This window comes from Micromonospora saelicesensis (assembly GCF_900091575.1).
In the GTDB taxonomy this organism is placed as follows: Bacteria; Actinomycetota; Actinomycetes; order Mycobacteriales; family Micromonosporaceae; genus Micromonospora; species Micromonospora saelicesensis.
In genome coordinates, this window is the sequence record NZ_FMCR01000002.1 from 1,032,949 (window position 1) to 1,051,895 (window position 18,947).

Below are 18,947 nucleotides of genomic sequence, written 5' to 3' on the forward strand. Positions count from 1 at the left end.
CGAGGGCGCAGCTGCGAACAGTCCCCGTATCAGCAGGCTGAAACCACAGCGTAACCAGCCCGGACGGGCGGTGGCAAAAAGTTTCGCGTTACTCTCGGCTAACGTCACTTATTGACAACCGCTGGTAGGGAGCGAGCCGTGCGTCAACTCGACCTCGTTGTGATCGTGCTGTACCTCGTGGTGATCGCCTACGTCGGACTACGCCTGTCCGGTAAACAGAAGTCCGCCAAGGACTACTTCGTGGGCGAGGGTCGACTGCCCTGGTGGACCGTCTCGTTCTCCGTGGTCGCCACCGAGACCAGCGTCCTGACCGTGATCAGTGTTCCCGGCGGCGCTTACAGCGGTCAGGGCTTCGGCAACGTCGAGTTGGCCCTGGGTTATGTCATCGGTCGGGTCGTCGTGGCCGCGGTGCTCATCCCGCTCTACAAGCGGGGTGGGTTCGTCAGCGCCTACCAGTACCTCGGTGAGCGGTTCGGCCTGAAACTTCAGGGCCTGGCGTCGGTGACGTTCGTCTTCACCCGCCTGCTCGCCGAGGGTGTGCGGCTGTTCGCCTCGGCCATCCCCATCAAGCTTCTTCTCGACGAGTTCGGGCTGAATGTCGGCTACCAGGCCATCATCATCGTCCTGACGCTCATCACTGTGGTCTACACCTACCTCGGTGGCATCAAGGCGGTCATCTGGACCGACGCCATCCAGATGGGGCTGTACCTGGGCGGGGCGATCCTGGCCATCGCGGTGCTCAGCCACACCGTCGGCTTCGACGGCTACTCGCAGGCGCTGGACGCCGGCAAGTTCCAGCTCTTCGACACCAACTTCGCTCTCTCGCACGTGCTCACCAGCCCGTTCGCCCTGCCGACCGCGATCATCGGTGGCGCGATCTTCGCGATGGCCAGCCACGGGTCGGACCAGCTGATCGTGCAGCGCATCCTGTCCACCCGCACGCTGCGCGAGGGGCAGAAGGCGATGATCTCCTCGGGCATCTTCGTGGTGATCCAGTTCGCGGCGTTCTCCCTGGTGGGCGCGCTGCTGTGGTCGTACAACAAGGGTCAGACCTTCAAGGAACTCGGCCTGGCGAGCAGCGACAACCTCTACCCGAGCTTCATCCTGCACGCCCTGCCGGTGGGCATCTCGGGTCTGCTGGTGGCCGGCATCCTCGGCGCCGCGATGGGCTCTTTGTCCTCGGCGCTGAACTCGATGTCGAACTCCACCGTCGCCGACTTCATCCACAGCTTCTTCCGCAAGGTCCCGTCCGACGACGCGATGCTTCGACTCGCCCGGGTGATGACCCTGGTCTGGGCGGTGCTGATGGCGATCTTCGCCTGCGCGTTCAGCTCCAGCACCGGAAACGTCTACCTGACCGGTTTGACCATCGCCGGCTACACCTACGGGGCGTTGCTCGGTGCCTTCCTGCTCGGCCGTCTCGTCAAGCGGGCCAACCAGGTCGACGCGGTGATCGCCTTCCTGGTCACCGTGGCGGTGATGACCTACATCGTCCGCTACGTCAAGATCGATGTGACGACGGCCGGGACGACCACCGCCACCGCCATCGCCGCGCAGTGGCTGGTTCCGATCGGCGTCCTGATCACCCTGGTCGTCGGCGCGGTGTCCAGCCGGTTCCACCCGGCCCCGGATACTCCGTACGACCATGGACGTACCGACGAGGTCGACGACGACGCGGCGGCGGCGCCCGCCGGGCGGGCGTGAAGGAGGACGTGATGCGCGTGATCGGCCTGATGTCCGGAACCTCCTACGACGGCATCGAAGCCGCCGCGGCCGAGTTCGAGCTGAGCGGCGACACAGTGCGGATGCGACCGCTGGGCCGGCTGAGCCACCCGTACTCCGACGAGTTGCGCACGCAGATCGCCGCGGCCCTGCCGCCCGCGGCGACCACCACCGAGGCGATCTGCGTGCTGGACACCGGCGTCGGCCAGGCCTTCGCCGAGGCCGGCGTGCGGGCCCTCGCCCAGCTGTGCGACGGCGATGCCGACCTGGTGGTCTCGCACGGGCAGACCATGCACCACTGGGTCGAGGCGGGCACGGTTCGGGGCACTCTCCAGCTGGGTCAGCCGGCCTGGATCGCGGAGGCCACCGGCCTTCCGGTCGTGGCCGACCTCCGCAGCCGCGACGTGGCCGCCGGCGGTCAGGGCGCTCCCCTGGTCGCCCTCTTCGACGCGCTGCTGCTGGGTGGCCTGCCCGGCGTCCCGGCCGCGCTGAACCTGGGCGGCATCGCCAACATCACCGTCGTCGCTCCCGACGCGGACCCGCTCGCCTTCGACACCGGTCCGGCGAACGCGCTCCTCGACGTCGCCGCGCGCCACTTCAGCGGGGGCACCGAGGAGTACGACCGGGACGGGCGCGGGGCGGCCGCCGGGCAGGTGAATCCGGAGCTGCTGCGGCGGCTGCTCGACGAGCCGTACTACCGGCTGTCCGGCCCGAAGAGCACCGGGAAGGAGCTCTTCCATCTGCCCTACCTGCTCGCCGCCCTCGACGACGCGCCCACACCGGACCCGCAGGACGTGTTGGCCACGCTCACCCGGCTGACGGCTGTCACGGTGGCCGGCGCCTGCCGCGACCACGGCGTCACCAGGCTCGTCGTCTCCGGCGGCGGCGCACACAACCCGACGCTGATGCGCATGATCGCCGACGAGCTGCCCGGCGTCCAGCTGTCCTCCAGCGACGACCTGGGCATCGCGTCGGACGCCAAGGAGGCGCTGGCCTTCGCGCTGCTGGGCTACCTGACAGTGCACGGACTGCCGGGCACCCTGCCCTCGGGCACCGGCGCGCGACACGCCTCCGTGCTCGGCAGCATCACCCCCGGCCGGCAGCCGCTGCGGCTGCCGGCTCCGGCCAGCACCGCTCCCCGCCGACTGCTGATCGCCGGCCGTCCCGCCGTGCCGCCGGTGGCCGACTGACCCCGCTCCCGGGAGGATCCGCCGATGAGACCCGTCGTTCCCGTACCGCCGCCGACCGCGGCCGGCGCTCGCGCCCGCGCCGTCGCCGAGCTGCTGCGTTCGCGCCTCGATGATCCGAGCCGGGCCAGCGCCGAGCTGCCCCGAAGGCTGGCGGCGGCGCACGACGCCTCGCCGTACCTGTTCGAGCCGCAGGCCGTGGTTCGCGCCGCCTCGGCCGCCGAGGTGGGGGCGCTGATGGCCGGCGCCCGCGAGGCCGGTGTGCCGCTGACCCTGCGCGGCGGCGGCACCAGCCTCGCCGGCCAGGCCGGCGGCGCGGGCGTGCTGGTCGACGTCCGCACCGACTGGCGGCACGCCGAGGTCCTCGACGACGGCCGCCGCATCCGGCTCCAGCCGGGCCTGACCATCCGGCAGGCCAACGCCCGGCTGGCCCGCTACCGACGCCGGCTCGGCCCGGACCCGGCCAGCGAGGCCGCCTGCACGGTGGGCGGCATGGTGGCCAACAATTCCAGCGGGATGACCTGCGGCACCACCGACAACGCGTACCGGACCATGGAGTCGCTGCGCTTCGTGCTCCCGTCCGGCACCGTCGTCGACTCCGGCGCCCGCGACGCCGACGACCGGCTGCGGGCCGACGAGCCCGAGCTGCACGCCGGGCTGCTGCGCCTGCGCGACCGGGTGCGATCGACGCCGGGTTCGCGCGCCACCATCGAGCGGCTGTTCGCGATGAAGAACACCATGGGGTACGGGCTGAACTCGCTGCTCGACCACAGCACCCCGGTCGAGATGCTCGCCCACCTGATGATCGGCAGCGAGGGCACGCTCGGCTTCGTGGCCGAGGCAGTCTTCCGTACCGTCGAGATCCACGACCACGCCGCCACCGGCCTGCTGATCCTGCCCGGTCTCACCGATGCCACCGACGCGCTGCCGGCTCTGCTCGCCGCTGGCGCCCGTACCGCCGAACTGCTCGACGCGGCCGCGCTGCGGGTCAGTCAGCGCGACCCGGGTGCGAGCCCGGCCCTGCGCGGGCTGACTGTCATCGGCCACGCCGCGCTGCTGGTGGAGTTCGCCGAGGACAGCGCGGAGCAGTTGGCCGCGACGCTGGCCGACGCCCGGCCCGTACTCGACCGGCTGCGGGCCGTCACCGGCACCGAGCTGACCCGCGACCCGCGCGAACGGGCCAACCTCTGGCATTTGCGCAAGGGCCTCTACACCGCCGTCGCCGGGGCCCGCCCGCCCGGTACCACGGCCCTGCTGGAGGACGTCGCGGTGCCGATGCCGCGCCTGACCGGCACCTGCGACGGGCTGATCCGCCTGTTCGACCGGCACGGCTACCCGGACGCGGTGATCTTCGGACACGCCCGGGACGGCAACCTGCACTTCATGCTGACCCAGTCCTTCGACACCCCGGCCGAGATCGACCGCTACGCCCGGTTCACCGACGACATGGTCGACCTGGTGCTGGCCGAGGGCGGGACACTCAAGGCGGAGCACGGCACCGGTCGGGCCATGGCACCCTTCGTCCGCCGGCAGTACGGCGACGAACTGTACGACGTGATGCGCGAACTCAAGCGGTTGTGCGACCCGAGCGGGCTGCTCAACCCCGGTGTGCTGCTCAACGACGACCCGACCGTGCACCTGCGGCAGCTCAAGGCCGTCCCGACGGTCGACCCCGAGCTGGACGCCTGCGTCGAGTGCGGTTACTGCGAGCCGGTCTGCCCCACGGCCGACGTCACCACCACGCCCCGGCAGCGCATCGTGCTGCAACGGCAGATCGCCCTCGCCACCGCCGCCGGCGACGAGGAGCGCCGGCGGGAGTTGACCGCCGACTACGAGTACGCCGCGGTGGACAGTTGCGCCGCGGACAGCCTCTGCGTCACCGCCTGCCCGGTCGGCATCGACACCGGGGCGGCGATGAAACGGCTGCGCGCCGAGCGGCACAGCCCTCGCGCCCAGCGCACCGCCCGCACTGCCGCGCGGCACTGGAAGGGCGCCGTGACGGGTGTCCGGGTGGGGCTGACCGCCGCACACGCCGTGCCGACGCCGGTGACCCGCGCCGCCACCGGGGTGATCCGTGGGTTCGGCGCCACCGAACTCGTGCCGCTGTGGAGCGACGACATGCCGCGCGCCGGCGCGCCCCGCCCCGCCCCGCGCAGCGCGCCGGACGCCCGGGCGGTGTTCTTCGCGGCCTGCGTCGGCAGCCTCTTCGCACCCGAGGACGGCTCGTCCGGCGGTTCGGCTGCGGCGTTCCTGCGCCTCTGCGAACTGGCGGGGGTGCCGCTCGTCGTACCGATCGGCACGGCGGGCCTGTGCTGCGGAACCCCGTGGCAGTCCAAGGGTTACCCCGCCGGTCACCGTGAGATGGCCGAGCGGACGCTGGCCGCGCTCTGGGTGGCCAGCGACGAGGGTCGCCTGCCGGTCGTGTGCGACGCGTCATCGTGCACGCACGGGCTGACGCAGCTGACCGCCGCGCTGGCCGAGGAGGACCGGGCGCGGTACGGCGCGCTGCGCTTCGTCGACAGCGTGACCTTCACCGCCGAGCACCTTCTGCCGGCGCTGCCGCAGCCCCGGCGACTGGGCTCGCTGGCGCTGCACCCCACCTGCTCCACAGTGCACCTGGGCGGCATCGACGACCTGCGCGCGGTGGCCGGGGCGGTCGCCGACACCGTCACCGTGCCGGACAGTTGGGGGTGCTGCGCCTTCGCCGGTGACCGGGGGCTGCTGCACCCCGAGGTCACGGCCGGCGCCACCGCGGTGCAGGCCGCCGAGATCAATCAGCGCGACCACGACGCGTACGCCTCCTGCAACCGCACCTGTGAGATGGGCATGAGCCGGGCCACCGGCCAGCCGTACCGGCATGTGCTCGAGGTGCTCGTCGAGGCGGTCGAGCCGCCGGCGTAGCCGGTGCCGTACCCATGAGCGCGCCGCCCGCCGCAGAGCTGCGACGGGCGGCGCGGTTGGTGCGGTACCTCAGGAGAGCGCGATGTCGCGGTAGTAGTAGCGCAGGATCGCCTGGTAGTTCCTGCCCTCGTTGGCGAGGTCACGCGAGCCGTACTGCGACATCCAGTCCCCGTCCACCCAGCCACCGCACGCGGTCGTCGTCGCGCAGTAGTGCGCCCGCAGGATGTTGCCGCTGCGGGTCATCCGGGCCGACCACGTCCGGTCCACCGCGGCGGACGTGGACGAGACTGCCGACGACGGCCGGTAGACCTGGTCGCCGGTGTCGTCTCGAACGTCGTAGCACTGTCCGCCGGACGTCTTCCGGGTCGAGTGCAGCGCCCAGTACCAGCCGTAGCTCTTGACGGCCATCGCACCGGCATCCAGCGAGGCGGCCGGCCAGCTCGTCACCCACTCGTTCGGGAGGACGTTCTTGACGTACGTCTTGAAGTCGACCCGGTCGACGCGGCCGAGACTGACCCGGTAGACGAGGATGGTGCTCGGCAGCTTGCTGTTGGTGCCGTCGGTGCTACAGCCCGTCGGCCCGCTCACCAACTCGTGCGAGGCGTTGTTGTTCTTCAGCGTGGCGTTGAGGTTGCCCTTCACTCCGGCCGCGAAGTCCTGGGTCGCACCGGCGAAGTTGCTGTTGAAGTAGACCCGCACAGTCTTGCCGGTGCGGTTCCACACCGACGCGGCGTTGTTCTTCACGCACAGGCCCTTGCCGCTGCCCGTGCCCTTGAAGTCGTAGCAGGTCGGTTGGGTCGTACCGTAGTCGTCCAGTGAGTCGGTGAAGTCGGAGACCGAGCCGGCCTGGTTGCTGTTGTAGTAGTAGCAGAACTCGCCGCTGTCGCAGGTTCCGTCCCGTTCGGCCGCCGCTGCCGGCGACGCGACACTCAGGATGGAGGTGGACATGGCGAGGACGGCGCCGACGATGGCGAGGCCCTTGCGGATGTTCATGGCGTCCTACTTCTCGTTGTAGCCCTGGGAGTTCCAGAACGCGGTCGGGTCGGCGTTGTCCAGGGTGGGGTCGCCAACGCTGACGGCCGCGTGGGTCTGCCGGCCGGCCCGGACCTCGACGTGGGTGTGTGCGCCCGAGCTGGAGGACACCCCGTGCCACGACTCATCGCCGATGATCTCGCCCTTGCTGATGGCGTCGCCCACGCTCACCCCGGATCTCGGCGCGGTGTGCAGGTAGATCACCGACTTGTTGAGTGAGGAGTTGTAGACGGAGATCGTGGACAGGCCGCCGCTGCCGGTGGCGCCCCGCGCGACGTAGATGACCGTTCCGGAGACCAGGGCGCGTACGTCCGAGCCGACGCTGCGGGCGATGTCGATGCCCTCGTGCCGGCCGGGCGTCGTGGTGTAACCGTCGAAAGCGCACGTGACAGTGCCGCCGCTGGCCTGGTACAGGGCGTACGACAGGTTCGTGCGGGTCGACGGCGAGAACTGGTGCGAGGCGTTGTTGTTCTTCAGCGTGGCGTTGAGATTGCCCTTGGCGCCGGCCGCGAAGTCCTGGTAAGAACCGGCGTAGCCGCTGTTGTAGTAGACGCGTACGGTCTTGGTGCTGCGGTTCCAGACCGAGGCGGCCTCGTTCTTGATGCACAGGCCCTTGCCAGCGCCAGCGCCCTTGAAGTCGTAGCACGAGGGCTGCTCGGTGCCGTAGTCGTCGAGCGAACCGGTGAAGTCCGAGATCGATCCCGCGTTGTCGCTGTTGTAGTAGTAGCAGAATTCGCCGCTGTCGCAGACCCCGTCTCGGGCCGCGGCCGACGCGGGCGATGCGGCGCTGAGGATCGAGGTGGTCGCGGCCAGCGCGACGCCGACGGCGGCGAGGCTCTTACGGATGTTCATGGTGTCCTTTCAGAAACGGTGAAGGGGTGCGGGTCACTGCCCGCGCTGGTACTGCTCCCAGGTCTTGATCGGGATTCGGGGGCCGTCGTCCGGTCCCTGGTTGGCCAGGCCGTTCATGCCGAGGTAGTAGTCACCGACCTGGTGCTGCGCCTGACTGGACAGGTCCGTGTCGTTGATCGCCGTGGCGTGGATGTGCCACGGCCAGTCGCCCTGATTCGGGTTGCGGACCCAGGCCGCGAAGCCGACCTGACGCAGGGCCCGGGTGACGGCGGTGCGCTTGGCGGCGGTCATGCCGGTGACCGCGATGTCCACCACACCCCCGCCGTCGTGCGTACCGGCAGAGGTGGGGTCGCCGCCGGGGTTGTACGAGCCCTGGTCGAGCACCAGGGTGTAACCGAGCAGACGCTGCGCCTCGGCCAACATGGCCTGCGTACGGGCGTTGACGACGTACCCGTCACGCGAGACCTTCGCGCCCGGGCCGATCGTGTTGCCGACCGTGTAGCGGTTCAGCCCGAGCTTCGTCAGCGACGTCGTGCCGGGCAGCCCGTTCGCGGCCAGCCCGGTGTAGCCGAGCGAGCGTTGGTACGCCGCGTACGCCGAGACCGTCACGGTGCCGAAGTAACCGTCGACCCACTGGGCGTTCAGCAGACCCTGCGCCTGGAGTGCCTGTTCGACGGCGAGTACCGAGTTCTTCGCGCCCGGCGTCAGGGTGTTGTCGGCCCGGCGGGGGTCGATCTGGGCGGCCAGGACGGTGGCCTCCATGTCCACGACCGGCCGCGCTGCCGTGGTGACGGTTCGCTGCGCTGTGGCGCCGGATGTCGCGGCCCACGCGTGGGCCGGAACCCCGACGGCCACGCAGAGAGCGGCGAGCCCGACGGATAACCAGGGACGGCGCAAGGTCGATCCTCCTCGCAGTTGGTGAGTCGTTCGGAACGGACATCACCTTGCGAGAAGCGGCCTGCTGTTCGGTACCCCTACTGTCCTGTCAGATCCGTCAGGCCATCACTGACCTCGATGGATGTACTGTTGTCAGCTTCGGTGGCACCCGGCAATGACACCGAGCGATCGCCACTCTTACACCGGCCAGGGCGACCGGGGAGCACGCTCAGGCGGTGACGGTGACCATGAAGTACACCGGCCGGCGGGTGGGAAAGAACTCCTGCCCGTTCTCGTCGACCATCTTCCAGCTCACCCAGCACTTCCCGGGACGGCTCGGCGCAGTGACCTCGACACTGATCATCACCTGCTCGTCGGGAGGTGTGTCACCGATCGCCACGCGGTCCGGCACCTGGCAGCCGTCGGCATCGGCGGTGGGGTTGGTGCGGGCGAGGAAGCGGTTGTGCCAGGCGACCTTCCCCACGTTCTTGAGGGCCCACACCTTGACGAACTGGGAGTTCACCCGCACCCGGGTGCCGTCGGGGATGGTGACGTCGGAGATGAACTTGCTGGAGTCGCCGGGGATCAGCGAGTCCGAGAACGCTGAGGCCGACGGCGACACCGACGGCGCGGACGACGCCGCCACCGCGCCGGAGTCGTCCCGTGACGACCGGCCGCGGACGACGACGCCCAGGACAGCGACCATCGCCACCACCAGGAGCACCGCGGCTGCGGCGAGCCATGGCAGCCGCGGCCGCCGTGCACCCGCGACGTCCTCGTCAGCCGGCGGATGGTCAGTGCTCCGCAGCGCGTCCCGCTCCTCCGGCGACGGCACGGCGACGACGGACACGACGGGCCCGTGGGTCTCCGGGGCGTCGGTCCCGGTGTCGGGCTCCATTCCACCCGTGGTGATCGGGATGTCGGCGTCGGTCGGGGAATCGGTACCGACCGGCACGGCATCGCCATCCGCGATGCCGTGGACCGTGCCGGGGCCCTGCGCGTCCTCCCAGCGACGCCGCCACTGCACCTCGTCCGCCTCGCAGGCTCGGACGAACTCCCGCACGGTCTCCCAGGATGGGAACCTGGTCCCGGCGGCGGCCTCGTGCAGCGTGGTGTGCGAGATCCGACCCGACCGCCCAGCCATCTTGCGGAACGACGGGTCACCGGCGGCGGTCCGCAGGGCCCGGAGCTGTTCGGCGAACCTCTCGGCGGCCTGTCTGTCCTGAATCGACTGAGCGGCGGCACGCTGGTCCTTCATCACTCCCCCATGTCAGACGACGTTGTCAGGCGTTGTCAGAGCGTGTCAGAGGGTACCGAACGGGCCTCGGCCGCCATCAATGTGGTGCATCGACGACACCGGGCTCCAGGGTTCCGGTGCATTGAAGGAGGTCACCGATGAAGAACCTTTCCCGCCGTGGCGTACGCATCCTCGCGGCCGCCGGTCTGGCTGTGCCCGCGACGCTGGCGTTCGCCGCACCCGCGCATGCCGAGACCAACCCGCGCTGCACCGACTCGGTGCAGATCGGCGCCACCGCGTACGTCACCGTCGGCGGTCAGACCGCGGCATCGGTCAAGCAGTACAAGGGCTGCGGCAAGAACTACGCCTACACGTACGTGTGGCAGCAGTACCGGGCCAGCCACGGCTCGTACCAGGTCTGCACCTCCATCGTTACCGGAAGCACGCTGCGCGACCTGCAGTGTTCCAGTGGTCCGGAGGTCTGGTCCCTGGGCGCCAACACACTGTCGGTGTGCACCCGGGCCCTCGGTGGCATCTCGGACGTGGCGCAGAAGGAGACCGAGGTGCGCTGCTGACGCGGCAGGGCCGACGTTTTCCCCGGCGGGGCGCTGGCACGGCCAGCGCCCCGCTTCGTCCCGATTCTCGCGTCAGGGGCAGGGTGTCCGCCCGCAAACGTCGACGACCTTGCCGGTGAGCAGGAAGACCGCTTTCTGTTTCTGGGCTCCGGCCTGGGCGCGGGGGAACTCGTGCGGATCGTCGCCGTACTCCGGGCCGGCCGGGGCGAGATTGGTCGGCGGTGGCGCGTAGGCCGTGCCGCTGTTCCAGATCACGATCGCCGAGCCGGTGTACGGGTAGCGGCGGATCGGCGCGATGCCCCAGTACGGCCGCACGTCCAGTGACCAGCCGTCGGCGAGCGCGGGGGTGTGCAGGCGCGCGCCGATGGTGCGTGCCTGCACCTCCGCCGCGGCCGGCGAGACCTGCTGGTCGCCGAAGGCCACGTGCATCAGCACCTGGTGCGCCGGGGTGCGCGGTAGTGGCCGGTCGGTCATGTGCTGGGCGTACCCGTTGGCCTCGGACCGGTCCCACAACATCTGCAGCAGCGCGAGGACCAGTTGCTGGTCGACAGTGTCCGGGTAGGAGCCGTCCAGCACGGCCTGGAACGGTGCGAAGTCCACGCTGCGTTGCAGCAGCGTGGAGTAGTTCATCGCCGGTACGCCGAGCACCGACCGGGTCCAGTCCTGGGCGATGGCGGTGAGGGCACCTCCGTTGATGCCGCCCTGACTGTTGCCGTCGTAGTGCAACCCGCCGAAGCGATTGATCAGCGGCCGGGCGGTGGCGTCCCGGAACGCCGGGTGGGCGGCGAACCCAGCCGGGTGGATCATCGCGCGACCCAGGAAGAGGAAGTTCAGGAAGCTCTGCTGCAACCGGTCCGCCACCGCGGGGAAGACACTGAGGTCGGTGAAGGCGTTGGCCACAAAGGGAACGTCGGCGGCGGCCATGCCGATCCAACTGGTCGCACAGAAGGTGAAGTTGTGGGTGTTCGACATCGTCCTGACGTTGCCGGCGTTGATCTCGGTCGGTCGGCCGAGCAGTCCGTGGCCGTAGAGCGAGAGGTGGGCCGGCCGCGCGGCCGAGGCGCTGCGCGGGATGTTGCAGACGAAGTCCGCCGCCACCGTCGCGCCGGACGGCGTGGGCAGGGCGTTCGGCGTGGGCGGCGTCCCGGTTCCGCCGGCCGGCCCGTAGTGCAGGCGCGAGCCGGGCCCGCCGTCGCCGGTCAGATAGGACGGTACGCCGATGGTGCCGGTGATCTGCCGGGCGATCAGCGGATCCTGCTCCGGTGAATAGTCGGTCACCTGGGTGACGGTGACGGGTGGCGCGGCCCGGCCGAGGTCGGCGAACGCGTCGTCCCGGACCGCCAACATCCGCCCGGTCAGCCCGTGCCGGCTGGCGATTGTGAAGTCCCAGGCCAGGTAGAGGCTGTGCCGCTTGACGCCGGTCCGGCTCAGGTCGGCGACGATCCGCCTCAGCTGCGGCCCCCGAGCGTCCCGTTGCTTGAGGCCGGCACCGGTCAGGTACGCCGTGAACGCCTTCGGCGCCGGAATCAACGCCCCGTTGCCGTCCCGCAGACCGCGCAGCCCGACGACGTAGCGGGCGCCCTCGTCCAGCGCCACCGCCGGCCGGATGATCAGCAGCTGCCTGTCGGGCTGGCCGGCGGCGTGCGCGTCCAACTCGGCCCAGTACGGCGTGCGCTCACCGGTCCGGGTGTTGAGCAGCACGATCGGCGCGTTCGGCGCCAGCGAGCGGCCGATGTCGGTGACCGGCGCGATCCCGCTCGCCGTGGCGTCGAGGCCGGGTACGCGCACCAGGATCGGTGAGCCCGGACTGAACCCGTCCTGCCGGTTCCACTCCGTCGGGTCGATCGGGGTTCCCTGCACGTTGGCGGGCATCGCGGCGGCGGCGAACCGTACCCGCTTGCCGGTGGGGCTGCTCCGGTCCGGCACTGTGAAGTGGTCGTTCGGGAACGGCAGCAGGCAGGCGGTCGGGTCGATCGGGTCGCAGGACGGGTGCCCGGTCGGTGCGGGAGTCGTCGGCGGTGCGGCAGGCGCCGCCGTGCCGAGCAGGACAGCGCCTGCTGTCACCAGCACGGACACGGCCAGACGGAGCCCTCTGGAGGTGGTCACACGCATCTCCTTCGACGCTGGACGGCGGATCGATGGGTGGTGTTCTTCCTACGCTTGTGAAAGAAACTCAGCAAGCGCACCCCGACCTCGTGAGGGCAACAGACTCGCGGCCGGTGGCTGGCAGCCGATCACGCTCTGGCTGCCGGCCACCGGCCGCAATGACGACGACTCACGGAAAGGTCAGTCGGTGATCACCGGCCAGGCGTACGCGAGCAGGGCGCAGGCGGCACCCAGAAGCGCGAGCGAGACACCCCTCGTGGGCAGCGGCAGAGCAGCGAGCACGATCAGGATGACGGCGACGATGTAGAGAAATGCCTGGACCGACATGGTGCTCTCCTCGATCAGGGGTAGCGGGCGACTGACGTCATCCGCGGGATGCCCCCGGGCGTGATCTCGGAAACCCTCCTGCCGATCACGGTTCGGCCCACAGTGGCACGTGCGGCTCCCCCGGTGGAGTGCCTACGTCTGGAGAAGAAGCGCTTCGGCGCCCACCGGTCGGAAACCCGCCGCCTGGAAGGCGCGCACGCTGCGCGCGTTACCGGCGGCCTGCTGGGCCCAGATCGGCTGGCCGTCGGGCACCAGATGGCGGGCGGCCGTCGCCAACGCCCGCCCCAGACCTCGATGGCGACGCTCGTCGTCGACCTCTATCGCCGCCTCCCAACGGCCGGCCACCCCTCGGCCGAGCACGACCACCCCACCCTCGGCGGCCCAGACGCTGATGTCGTCACGACGCCGACGCGACCTGACCTCGCGAGGATGATCGGCGTCCGCCAGCTCAGCCAGCTGCAACGGAGGTGGCCCGTCAAGGCAACTCGCCACTGTCAGCAGGTCGATCGTGTCCATGGAGCGCCGGGTGCGGTCGAGCAGCGCACCCAGGAAACGCGGATTCATCGTGGCCGCCAGGGAGTCGCAGTCGAGGTTGGCCAGCGTACGGCGTACCCACTGGGGGTCTTCGTCGGTGAACACCACCGAGTGCCCGGTGAAGGCGATGACTCCGGCGTCACGGCGACTCGGTTGTGGCACCACTGTGGTCCCGCCGTCCGGTGGCGGAAAGCGCCCGTGCGCCGCCGCGTCCAGGATGTCGGCCAACGTGCGGTCCATGGTCGCCTCTCCCCCGTTCCCCGACCGCGCGGCTGCCGAGGGCGGACGCGGCAATGCGCTCCCGCCCCTTGCCACCGCGCGGACCAGACAGTGTTCAGACATCCTCGCGCATGGAGTACGCAACCGAGTGCCCTGGTGTCTCGGCCCGCGCTTCGTCAGCTCCGTCCGCGCCTACGTCGCGTGGCTGCGGTACCAGATCCGGGGCCGGCCGTCAGCGGCGATGTCGACGTCCGTACGCACCTGGTAGACCTGCTCGATCCGACTGGTGGTGAGAACCTCGACGGGCGTACCCGCCGCGACCACCCGCCCGCCGTACAGAAGCACCAACCGGTCGCAGTACTGCGCGGCCAGATTGAGGTCGTGCAGGGTCACCACGACGGTGCTCGCCGACTCGGCGAGGAACCGCAGCAAATCCAGCTGATGCCGGATGTCCAGGTGGTTGGTCGGCTCGTCGAGCAGCAGCAGATCCGGTTCCTGCACCAGAGCGCGGGCCAGGTCCACCCGCTGCCGCTCACCACCGGAGAGGCTGGACCAGCGCCGCTGCTCGAACCCGGCCAGGCCGGCCTCGGCGAGCGCGCGCCGCGCCAGCTCCAGATCCGCGGCGCCGACCCCGGCAAGGCGTGGCCGGTACGGGGTCCGGCCCAGCAGAACCACCTCCAGTGCGGACATCTCCACGTCGGTGGCCACCTGTTGGGTGACAACCGCGATCCGCCGCGCCAGCGCACGCCGGGGTATCGCGTCCACCGCGACGTCGTCGAGCAGCACCCGCCCGGACTCCGGCCGCGCCAGCCCGGCCAGCAGCCGCAGCAGGCTCGACTTGCCGGAGCCGTTCGGCCCGAGCAGGCCGACCGTGGCGCCCGGTTCGGCGGTGAGCGCCACCCCGGCCAGGATCCGTACGCCGGCCACGCCCCACCCGATCCCGTCCGCGTCCAGCCGCGCCGGCAACGCTCCCGCCGGGACAGGGTCACCGCCCACTCCCCGGCCGGCGGTGTCCGGCGCGATCACGGCGTACCCGTCCGGCGTCGCATGACCAGCGCGAACACCGGCACCCCGAGCAGCGCGGTGAGCACGCCCACCGGCAGCTCCTGTGGCGAGAAGACCGTCCGCGCCACGGTGTCCGCCCAGATCAGGAAGGTCGCGCCGATCACCGCGCAGGCGGGCAGCAACATGCGATGCCCGGAGCCGAACAGGAACCGTACGGCGTGTGGCACGGTCAACCCGACGAAACCGATGGCACCGCTCGCCGCGACCAGCGCGGCTGCCATCAGCGCGGTGACGGTGAACAGCAGCACCCGGGTGCGCCCGGGAGAGAAGCCGAGCGAGCGGGCGGTATCGGTGCCGAACGCGAACGCGTCCAGCGCCGACGCACTGGCCCAACAGACCAGCAGGCCGACGCCGACAACCACGGCGCTCAGCGTCACCGACGGCCAGGAGGCCGCCGTCAGCGAACCGAGCAGCCAGAACGTCACGCTACGGGTGTCCTGGGTGTGCGCGTCGGAGATCACGATCAGGCTGGTCACCGCGCTGAAGAGCTGCGAGACGGCCACCCCGGCGAGAACGATCCGGGTCGGCTCGCCGGCCCGCCGGCCGGCCAGCAGCAGCACCGCGCCGAACGCGGCCATGCTGCCGACGAACGCGCCGGTGGTCAGGTCGACCGGGCCGGCGCCGATCCGAATGCCGAGTACCAGCACCGCCACCGCGCCGGTGGAGGCGCCGGACGAGACACCGAGCAGGAACGGGTCGGCCAGCGGGTTACGCGTGAGTGCCTGTAGCACCGCCCCGCACACCGCCAGACCGGCACCGACCAACGCGGCCAACAGCACCCGGGGCAACCGGAGGTCCCACACGATGCTGTCCGGCAACGCCGGTAGGGGCTGGACCGGGAAGCCCACATGGTCGGCCACCGCACGCAGAACGCTGTCGACCGGCAGGTCGGCCGAGCCCACGCTGACCGCCGCCGCGATGGTGACCAGCAGCAGGAGCAGGGCCAACGGAAGGACGTACCGACCGTTCCTCGAGATGCCGGTAGCAGGTGGCGAGTCCCGTCGCGTCGACCCGGGCGGGCCGCTCGCCGAGACGAGGGATCGTGCGACTCGCGGGTTCATCGGCGGGCGAACACCACGTAGTCGTCCAGGTACTGCCAGACGGTGCCGACCTCGGCGAACCCGGCCGCGCGAAGGGCAGCCAGGTGGAACTCCAGTGACGCTGGGGCCTGCGGCGGTCGGTCGGCGAACCGCCGTTCCCGCTGGGCTGCCAGGCCGGCCAGTTCCGGGTGTCGGGCCGCCTCGGCGTACCAGGCGGAGTAGGTGAGCGCTCCGGCAGCGAATGTCTGCTGCTGCACCTGTGCGTCGTGCCGACCGGCGATGTCGCGGAGGGTGGGCGCCGATTCGTCGTAGCGGAGGTGGTCGGCGTTGAGCAGCACACCACCGGCGGGCAGCAACCGCGCCGCGGTGGTGTAGACCCGCAGCAGTTGCTCCGGCGCGAGCCAGTGCAGTGCCGTTGAGGAGAGCACGGCGTCGACCCGCCGTCCGGTCAGCACCTCCTCCCAGCCGTCGGCCACCAGGTCGACGTCGTGGACCTCGACCCGTGCGGTGTACCGGTCCAGGGCGCGCCGCGCGACCTCCAGCAGGATCGGGTCGTAGTCGACCGCGACGGCGGTGGCGCGGGGGAATTGGGCCAGCATCCGGTCGCTGATCGCACCGGGACCGCAGGCCAGATCGAGGATCGCGGGGTCGTCCGGGCAGTGCAGCCGCAGCACGTCGGCCATCGCGTCGAAGCGCAGGTCGCGGTGGGCGACATAGGCGGACTGCTGGTCGTTCCAGAGTTCGAGCAGGCGGCGGGCGGCCGCCTGGTCCAGCGCGGCGACCTCGGCGCCGGCCGGCGGGGTCATCGGGCGGTCCCGTGCAGGTTGGCACCGACCAGTTCCGCCGCCTGAACGCTGCGGATCGACGGATCCATCGACGAGCCGGGCACTGTGACGAACCGCCCGGCGACCACCGCGTCCAACTTCGACGTCACCGGGTTGCGGCGCAGGAAGTCGATCTTCGATTGGGCGCTGTCGCCGTCGCCACCCCGGGTCAGATCGGCCAACACGATCACCTCCGGGTTGCGTTTGGCGATCTCCTCCCAGTTGCCGGCCGGCCACTTCTGGCTGGCATCGGTGAACGTGTTGCGCGCGCCCAGCAGCGAGCTGATCGCGTCCGGAACCCCGCCGTGCCCGGCCACGTACGGGGTGCTCGTTCCGGAGTAGTACCAGAGGAGTGACGGGCCCGCGCTCGACGCGGTCGTCGGCGCCGCACCTCGGGCAGCGTCCAACCGACTCTGCTGGTCGCGGATCAGCTTGTCGGCCCGCTCCGGGACGCCGAAGACGCCGGCGATGTCGCGGATCTCGTCGAAGATCCCGTCGAAGGTGACCGTCTGGGTCGCGTCCGCCGGCTTCTCGCAGGCGAACTCGGAGAGGTACGCCGGTACGCCGAGCGTGGCCAGGTCAGCGCGCGAGCCCGCGGCGTCCGGCGAGTACGCGGAGGTGTAGGTCGAGTAGACGAAGTCCGGGGCTGCCGCCCGGACCGCCTCTCGTGAGGGGTAGAGCTTGGCCAGCACCGGCACCTTCTCGTACGCGGGGCGCAGGTCGGGCAGCACCGGGTCGGTCTGGTAGCTGGTGCCGACCATCCGATCGGCGAGACCGAGGCTGAGCATGATCTCGGTGGCGTTCTGTTCCAGTGCGATCGCTCGCTGGGGTGGCGCGGTGACGCTGACCGGCAGTCCGCAGTTGGTCAGGTGGACCGGGGTGGCCAGGTGGCTCTGCGCGGCCGGCTCGGTTGCTCCGCCATCGGAGCAGCCGGCTGCGGCCAGCACCAGACACAAGCCCGCCTTAATGAAAACGGTTTTCATGGCCGTGAACATATCAACAGCGCCTGCGCGGCCTGGCAGGCGGGGTGCGGTACGCCACCCGGCGGTGGACGCCGGCCCACGTTCCCGCCGCCCACTCACGCCGATGCGGTCGAGGGTGTGACCCAGATTCCGGGTCACACCCTCGACGCATTCATCACCATTGCGGGCGGCGCTGACGGGCCCGTCCACGACCCCGAAGGGTCAGCAGCCGATCCGGCTGGACCCCAGCGCGACGTCGTCGTACCAGAGGGTGTCGGCTCCGCCGCCGTAGCTCTCCCAACCCAGCTTCAGGTCGGTGAGCTGCGGCCGCCACGTGCGGTTGTACCACTGGCCGTCGATGTCGTGCGTCGGTGCGCCGTCCGCGGTCAGCCCGGGGATGGCGGTGCCGTCCACCCAGGTACGCAGCTGACCGGCCGCGCCGTCCACCATGAACTCGACGCAGGTCCACCGGTTGGTGGGTAACGGCAGGCTCTGCGCCACCCCGGCCGGGCTCTGCTCGGGCAGGGTCGCGTCGTCGGAGGCGCGGTTCCACTGCAGGGCGCCGTTCTGGCCACCCAACCGCAGGTCCTTGTTGCCGTCGGCCGCGTCGGCCATCGCCATCATCGTGGTGTGTTCGGTGGGCTGGGCGGTGGTGTGCCGGACCCAGATCCGGCCGTACCGCACGTTGCCCAGGCTGCCGAGGTTCTTCGTGGACCTGATGAAGACGTGGTTGCAGTACCCGGCGGCGCCGTTGATCCGGACCGACCGGCTGCCGCTGTGCGTGGTCGCCGTGTCGATGGTGGCGGTACCGGCGCCGGAACAGTCCGGGCTCACCACGGCCCAGTCACCGGACGGCGTCGAACCGGTCTGGCCCTCGAAACCGTCGCAGAGCACCGCGCCGGCGCACCCGGCCGGCGGTTCGGTGGTGGGCGGCGGGGTGGTCGGCGGAGGCGTCGTTGGCGGAGGCGTGGTCGGCGGAGACGTCGTTGGCGGCGGGGTCGTCGGCGGCGGCGGGGCGCCGTTGCACGGCACGCCGTTCAGGCTGAACCCGGTCGGCGCGCCACCGCTGGAGCCGTACGTGCCCTGCAACCCGAACTCGGTGGAGCCGCCGGCCGGGATGCTGCCGTTGTACGACGCGTTGCGGGCGGTCACCGTCGATCCGGACTGGCTGACCGTGGCGTTCCAGCCGCTGGTGACCCGCTCGTCCCCGGCGTACGTCCAGGTGACGGTCCAACTGGAGACGGCCGCGTCCCCCGGGGAGACCTTGACGGTGGCGGTGAATCCGCCGGGCCACTGATTGGGCGTGTAGTCGACCCGGCAACCCTGGGCGGCTGCGGCCGGGCCGCTGAGCACTGCCGCTCCGGTTGTGGTCGCGGCGGCGGCCAGCGCGGCGACGACCACCAGGGTCGCGGCGGGGCGGGCACGGAAGATCTTCATGAAGGGTCCTTCTGCCATCGAGCTGAGCGGAGGCGGCACGGCGGCGCGTCC

General features: G+C 70.8%; 16 protein-coding genes. 4 read left to right on the top strand and 12 right to left on the bottom strand.

The window, feature by feature from the left end:
- The first annotated feature begins 138 nt into the window (after positions 1–138).
- Genes GA0070561_RS12505 through GA0070561_RS12515 form a run of 3 tightly spaced genes read left to right on the top strand, consistent with a single transcriptional unit; the run spans position 139 to position 5,810 of the window.
- Positions 139–1,704 carry a sodium:solute symporter gene (locus GA0070561_RS12505; RefSeq protein WP_091399836.1) on the top strand — a complete coding sequence of 522 codons (1,566 nt, stop codon included), beginning with the start codon at positions 139–141 and terminating at the stop codon, positions 1,702–1,704.
- Between the two features lie 11 nt (positions 1,705–1,715).
- Entirely contained in the window at positions 1,716–2,912 is a 1,197-nt protein-coding gene (locus tag GA0070561_RS12510) for an anhydro-N-acetylmuramic acid kinase (RefSeq protein ID WP_091400238.1), read from the top strand.
- A gap of 24 nt (positions 2,913–2,936) precedes the next feature.
- A complete protein-coding gene (locus GA0070561_RS12515) occupies positions 2,937–5,810 on the top strand; it encodes an FAD-binding and (Fe-S)-binding domain-containing protein (RefSeq protein ID WP_091399839.1) in 2,874 nt (957 codons plus the stop codon).
- A 69-nt stretch (positions 5,811–5,879) separates the two neighbouring features.
- Here GA0070561_RS12515 and GA0070561_RS12520 read toward each other — a convergent pair whose 3' ends face one another.
- The 4 genes from GA0070561_RS12520 to GA0070561_RS12535 all read right to left on the bottom strand — a co-directional run bounded on the left by GA0070561_RS12520 (position 5,880) and on the right by GA0070561_RS12535 (position 9,828).
- Positions 5,880–6,803 (bottom strand): peptidase inhibitor family I36 protein, encoded by a 924-nt coding sequence (locus GA0070561_RS12520; RefSeq protein WP_091399842.1) that lies wholly within the window; start codon positions 6,801–6,803, stop codon positions 5,880–5,882.
- Between the two features lie 6 nt (positions 6,804–6,809).
- Positions 6,810–7,694, bottom strand: a complete 885-nt coding sequence (locus GA0070561_RS12525) for a peptidase inhibitor family I36 protein (protein ID WP_091399844.1) — start codon at positions 7,692–7,694, stop codon at positions 6,810–6,812.
- Between the two features lie 33 nt (positions 7,695–7,727).
- Positions 7,728–8,456, bottom strand: coding sequence for a peptidoglycan-binding domain-containing protein (locus tag GA0070561_RS12530; RefSeq protein WP_244166169.1), 729 nt, complete (start codon positions 8,454–8,456; stop codon positions 7,728–7,730).
- A gap of 343 nt (positions 8,457–8,799) precedes the next feature.
- Positions 8,800–9,828 carry an NBR1-Ig-like domain-containing protein gene (locus GA0070561_RS12535; protein WP_091399848.1) on the bottom strand — a complete coding sequence of 343 codons (1,029 nt, stop codon included), beginning with the start codon at positions 9,826–9,828 and terminating at the stop codon, positions 8,800–8,802.
- Positions 9,829–9,965: 137 nt separating this feature from the next.
- On the opposite strand from GA0070561_RS12535, the gene GA0070561_RS12540 reads away from it, so the two are divergent.
- Complete coding sequence (locus tag GA0070561_RS12540) at positions 9,966–10,382, top strand: hypothetical protein (protein ID WP_091399850.1); 417 nt, start codon at positions 9,966–9,968, stop codon at positions 10,380–10,382.
- Between the two features lie 72 nt (positions 10,383–10,454).
- On the opposite strand, the gene GA0070561_RS12545 is transcribed toward GA0070561_RS12540, so the two are convergent.
- The 8 genes from GA0070561_RS12545 to GA0070561_RS12575 form a co-directional block, all read right to left on the bottom strand.
- The gene (locus tag GA0070561_RS12545) at positions 10,455–12,488 is read right to left on the bottom strand and encodes a hypothetical protein (protein WP_091400240.1); all 2,034 of its coding nucleotides are present in this window, start codon (positions 12,486–12,488) and stop codon (positions 10,455–10,457) included.
- A 180-nt stretch (positions 12,489–12,668) separates the two neighbouring features.
- Positions 12,669–12,815, bottom strand: coding sequence for a hypothetical protein (locus GA0070561_RS33580; RefSeq protein WP_167362386.1), 147 nt, complete (start codon positions 12,813–12,815; stop codon positions 12,669–12,671).
- Between the two features lie 132 nt (positions 12,816–12,947).
- The gene (locus GA0070561_RS12550; RefSeq protein WP_091399852.1) at positions 12,948–13,589 is read right to left on the bottom strand and encodes a GNAT family N-acetyltransferase; all 642 of its coding nucleotides are present in this window, start codon (positions 13,587–13,589) and stop codon (positions 12,948–12,950) included.
- Between the two features lie 171 nt (positions 13,590–13,760).
- Positions 13,761–14,594, bottom strand: coding sequence for an ABC transporter ATP-binding protein (locus GA0070561_RS12555; protein WP_244166170.1), 834 nt, complete (start codon positions 14,592–14,594; stop codon positions 13,761–13,763).
- The gene (locus GA0070561_RS12560; RefSeq protein ID WP_244166171.1) at positions 14,591–15,580 is read right to left on the bottom strand and encodes a FecCD family ABC transporter permease; all 990 of its coding nucleotides are present in this window, start codon (positions 15,578–15,580) and stop codon (positions 14,591–14,593) included. The genes GA0070561_RS12555 and GA0070561_RS12560 overlap by 4 nt, the downstream gene beginning before the upstream one ends.
- Positions 15,581–15,690: 110 nt before the next feature.
- Positions 15,691–16,479, bottom strand: coding sequence for a class I SAM-dependent methyltransferase (locus GA0070561_RS12565; protein ID WP_091399856.1), 789 nt, complete (start codon positions 16,477–16,479; stop codon positions 15,691–15,693).
- Positions 16,476–17,480, bottom strand: a complete 1,005-nt coding sequence (locus GA0070561_RS12570) for an ABC transporter substrate-binding protein (protein WP_167362387.1) — start codon at positions 17,478–17,480, stop codon at positions 16,476–16,478. The genes GA0070561_RS12565 and GA0070561_RS12570 overlap by 4 nt, the downstream gene beginning before the upstream one ends.
- A 201-nt stretch (positions 17,481–17,681) precedes the next feature.
- Positions 17,682–18,896 (bottom strand): cellulose-binding domain-containing protein, encoded by a 1,215-nt coding sequence (locus GA0070561_RS12575; RefSeq protein ID WP_091399861.1) that lies wholly within the window; start codon positions 18,894–18,896, stop codon positions 17,682–17,684.
- Between the last annotated feature and the right edge of the window lie 51 nt (positions 18,897–18,947).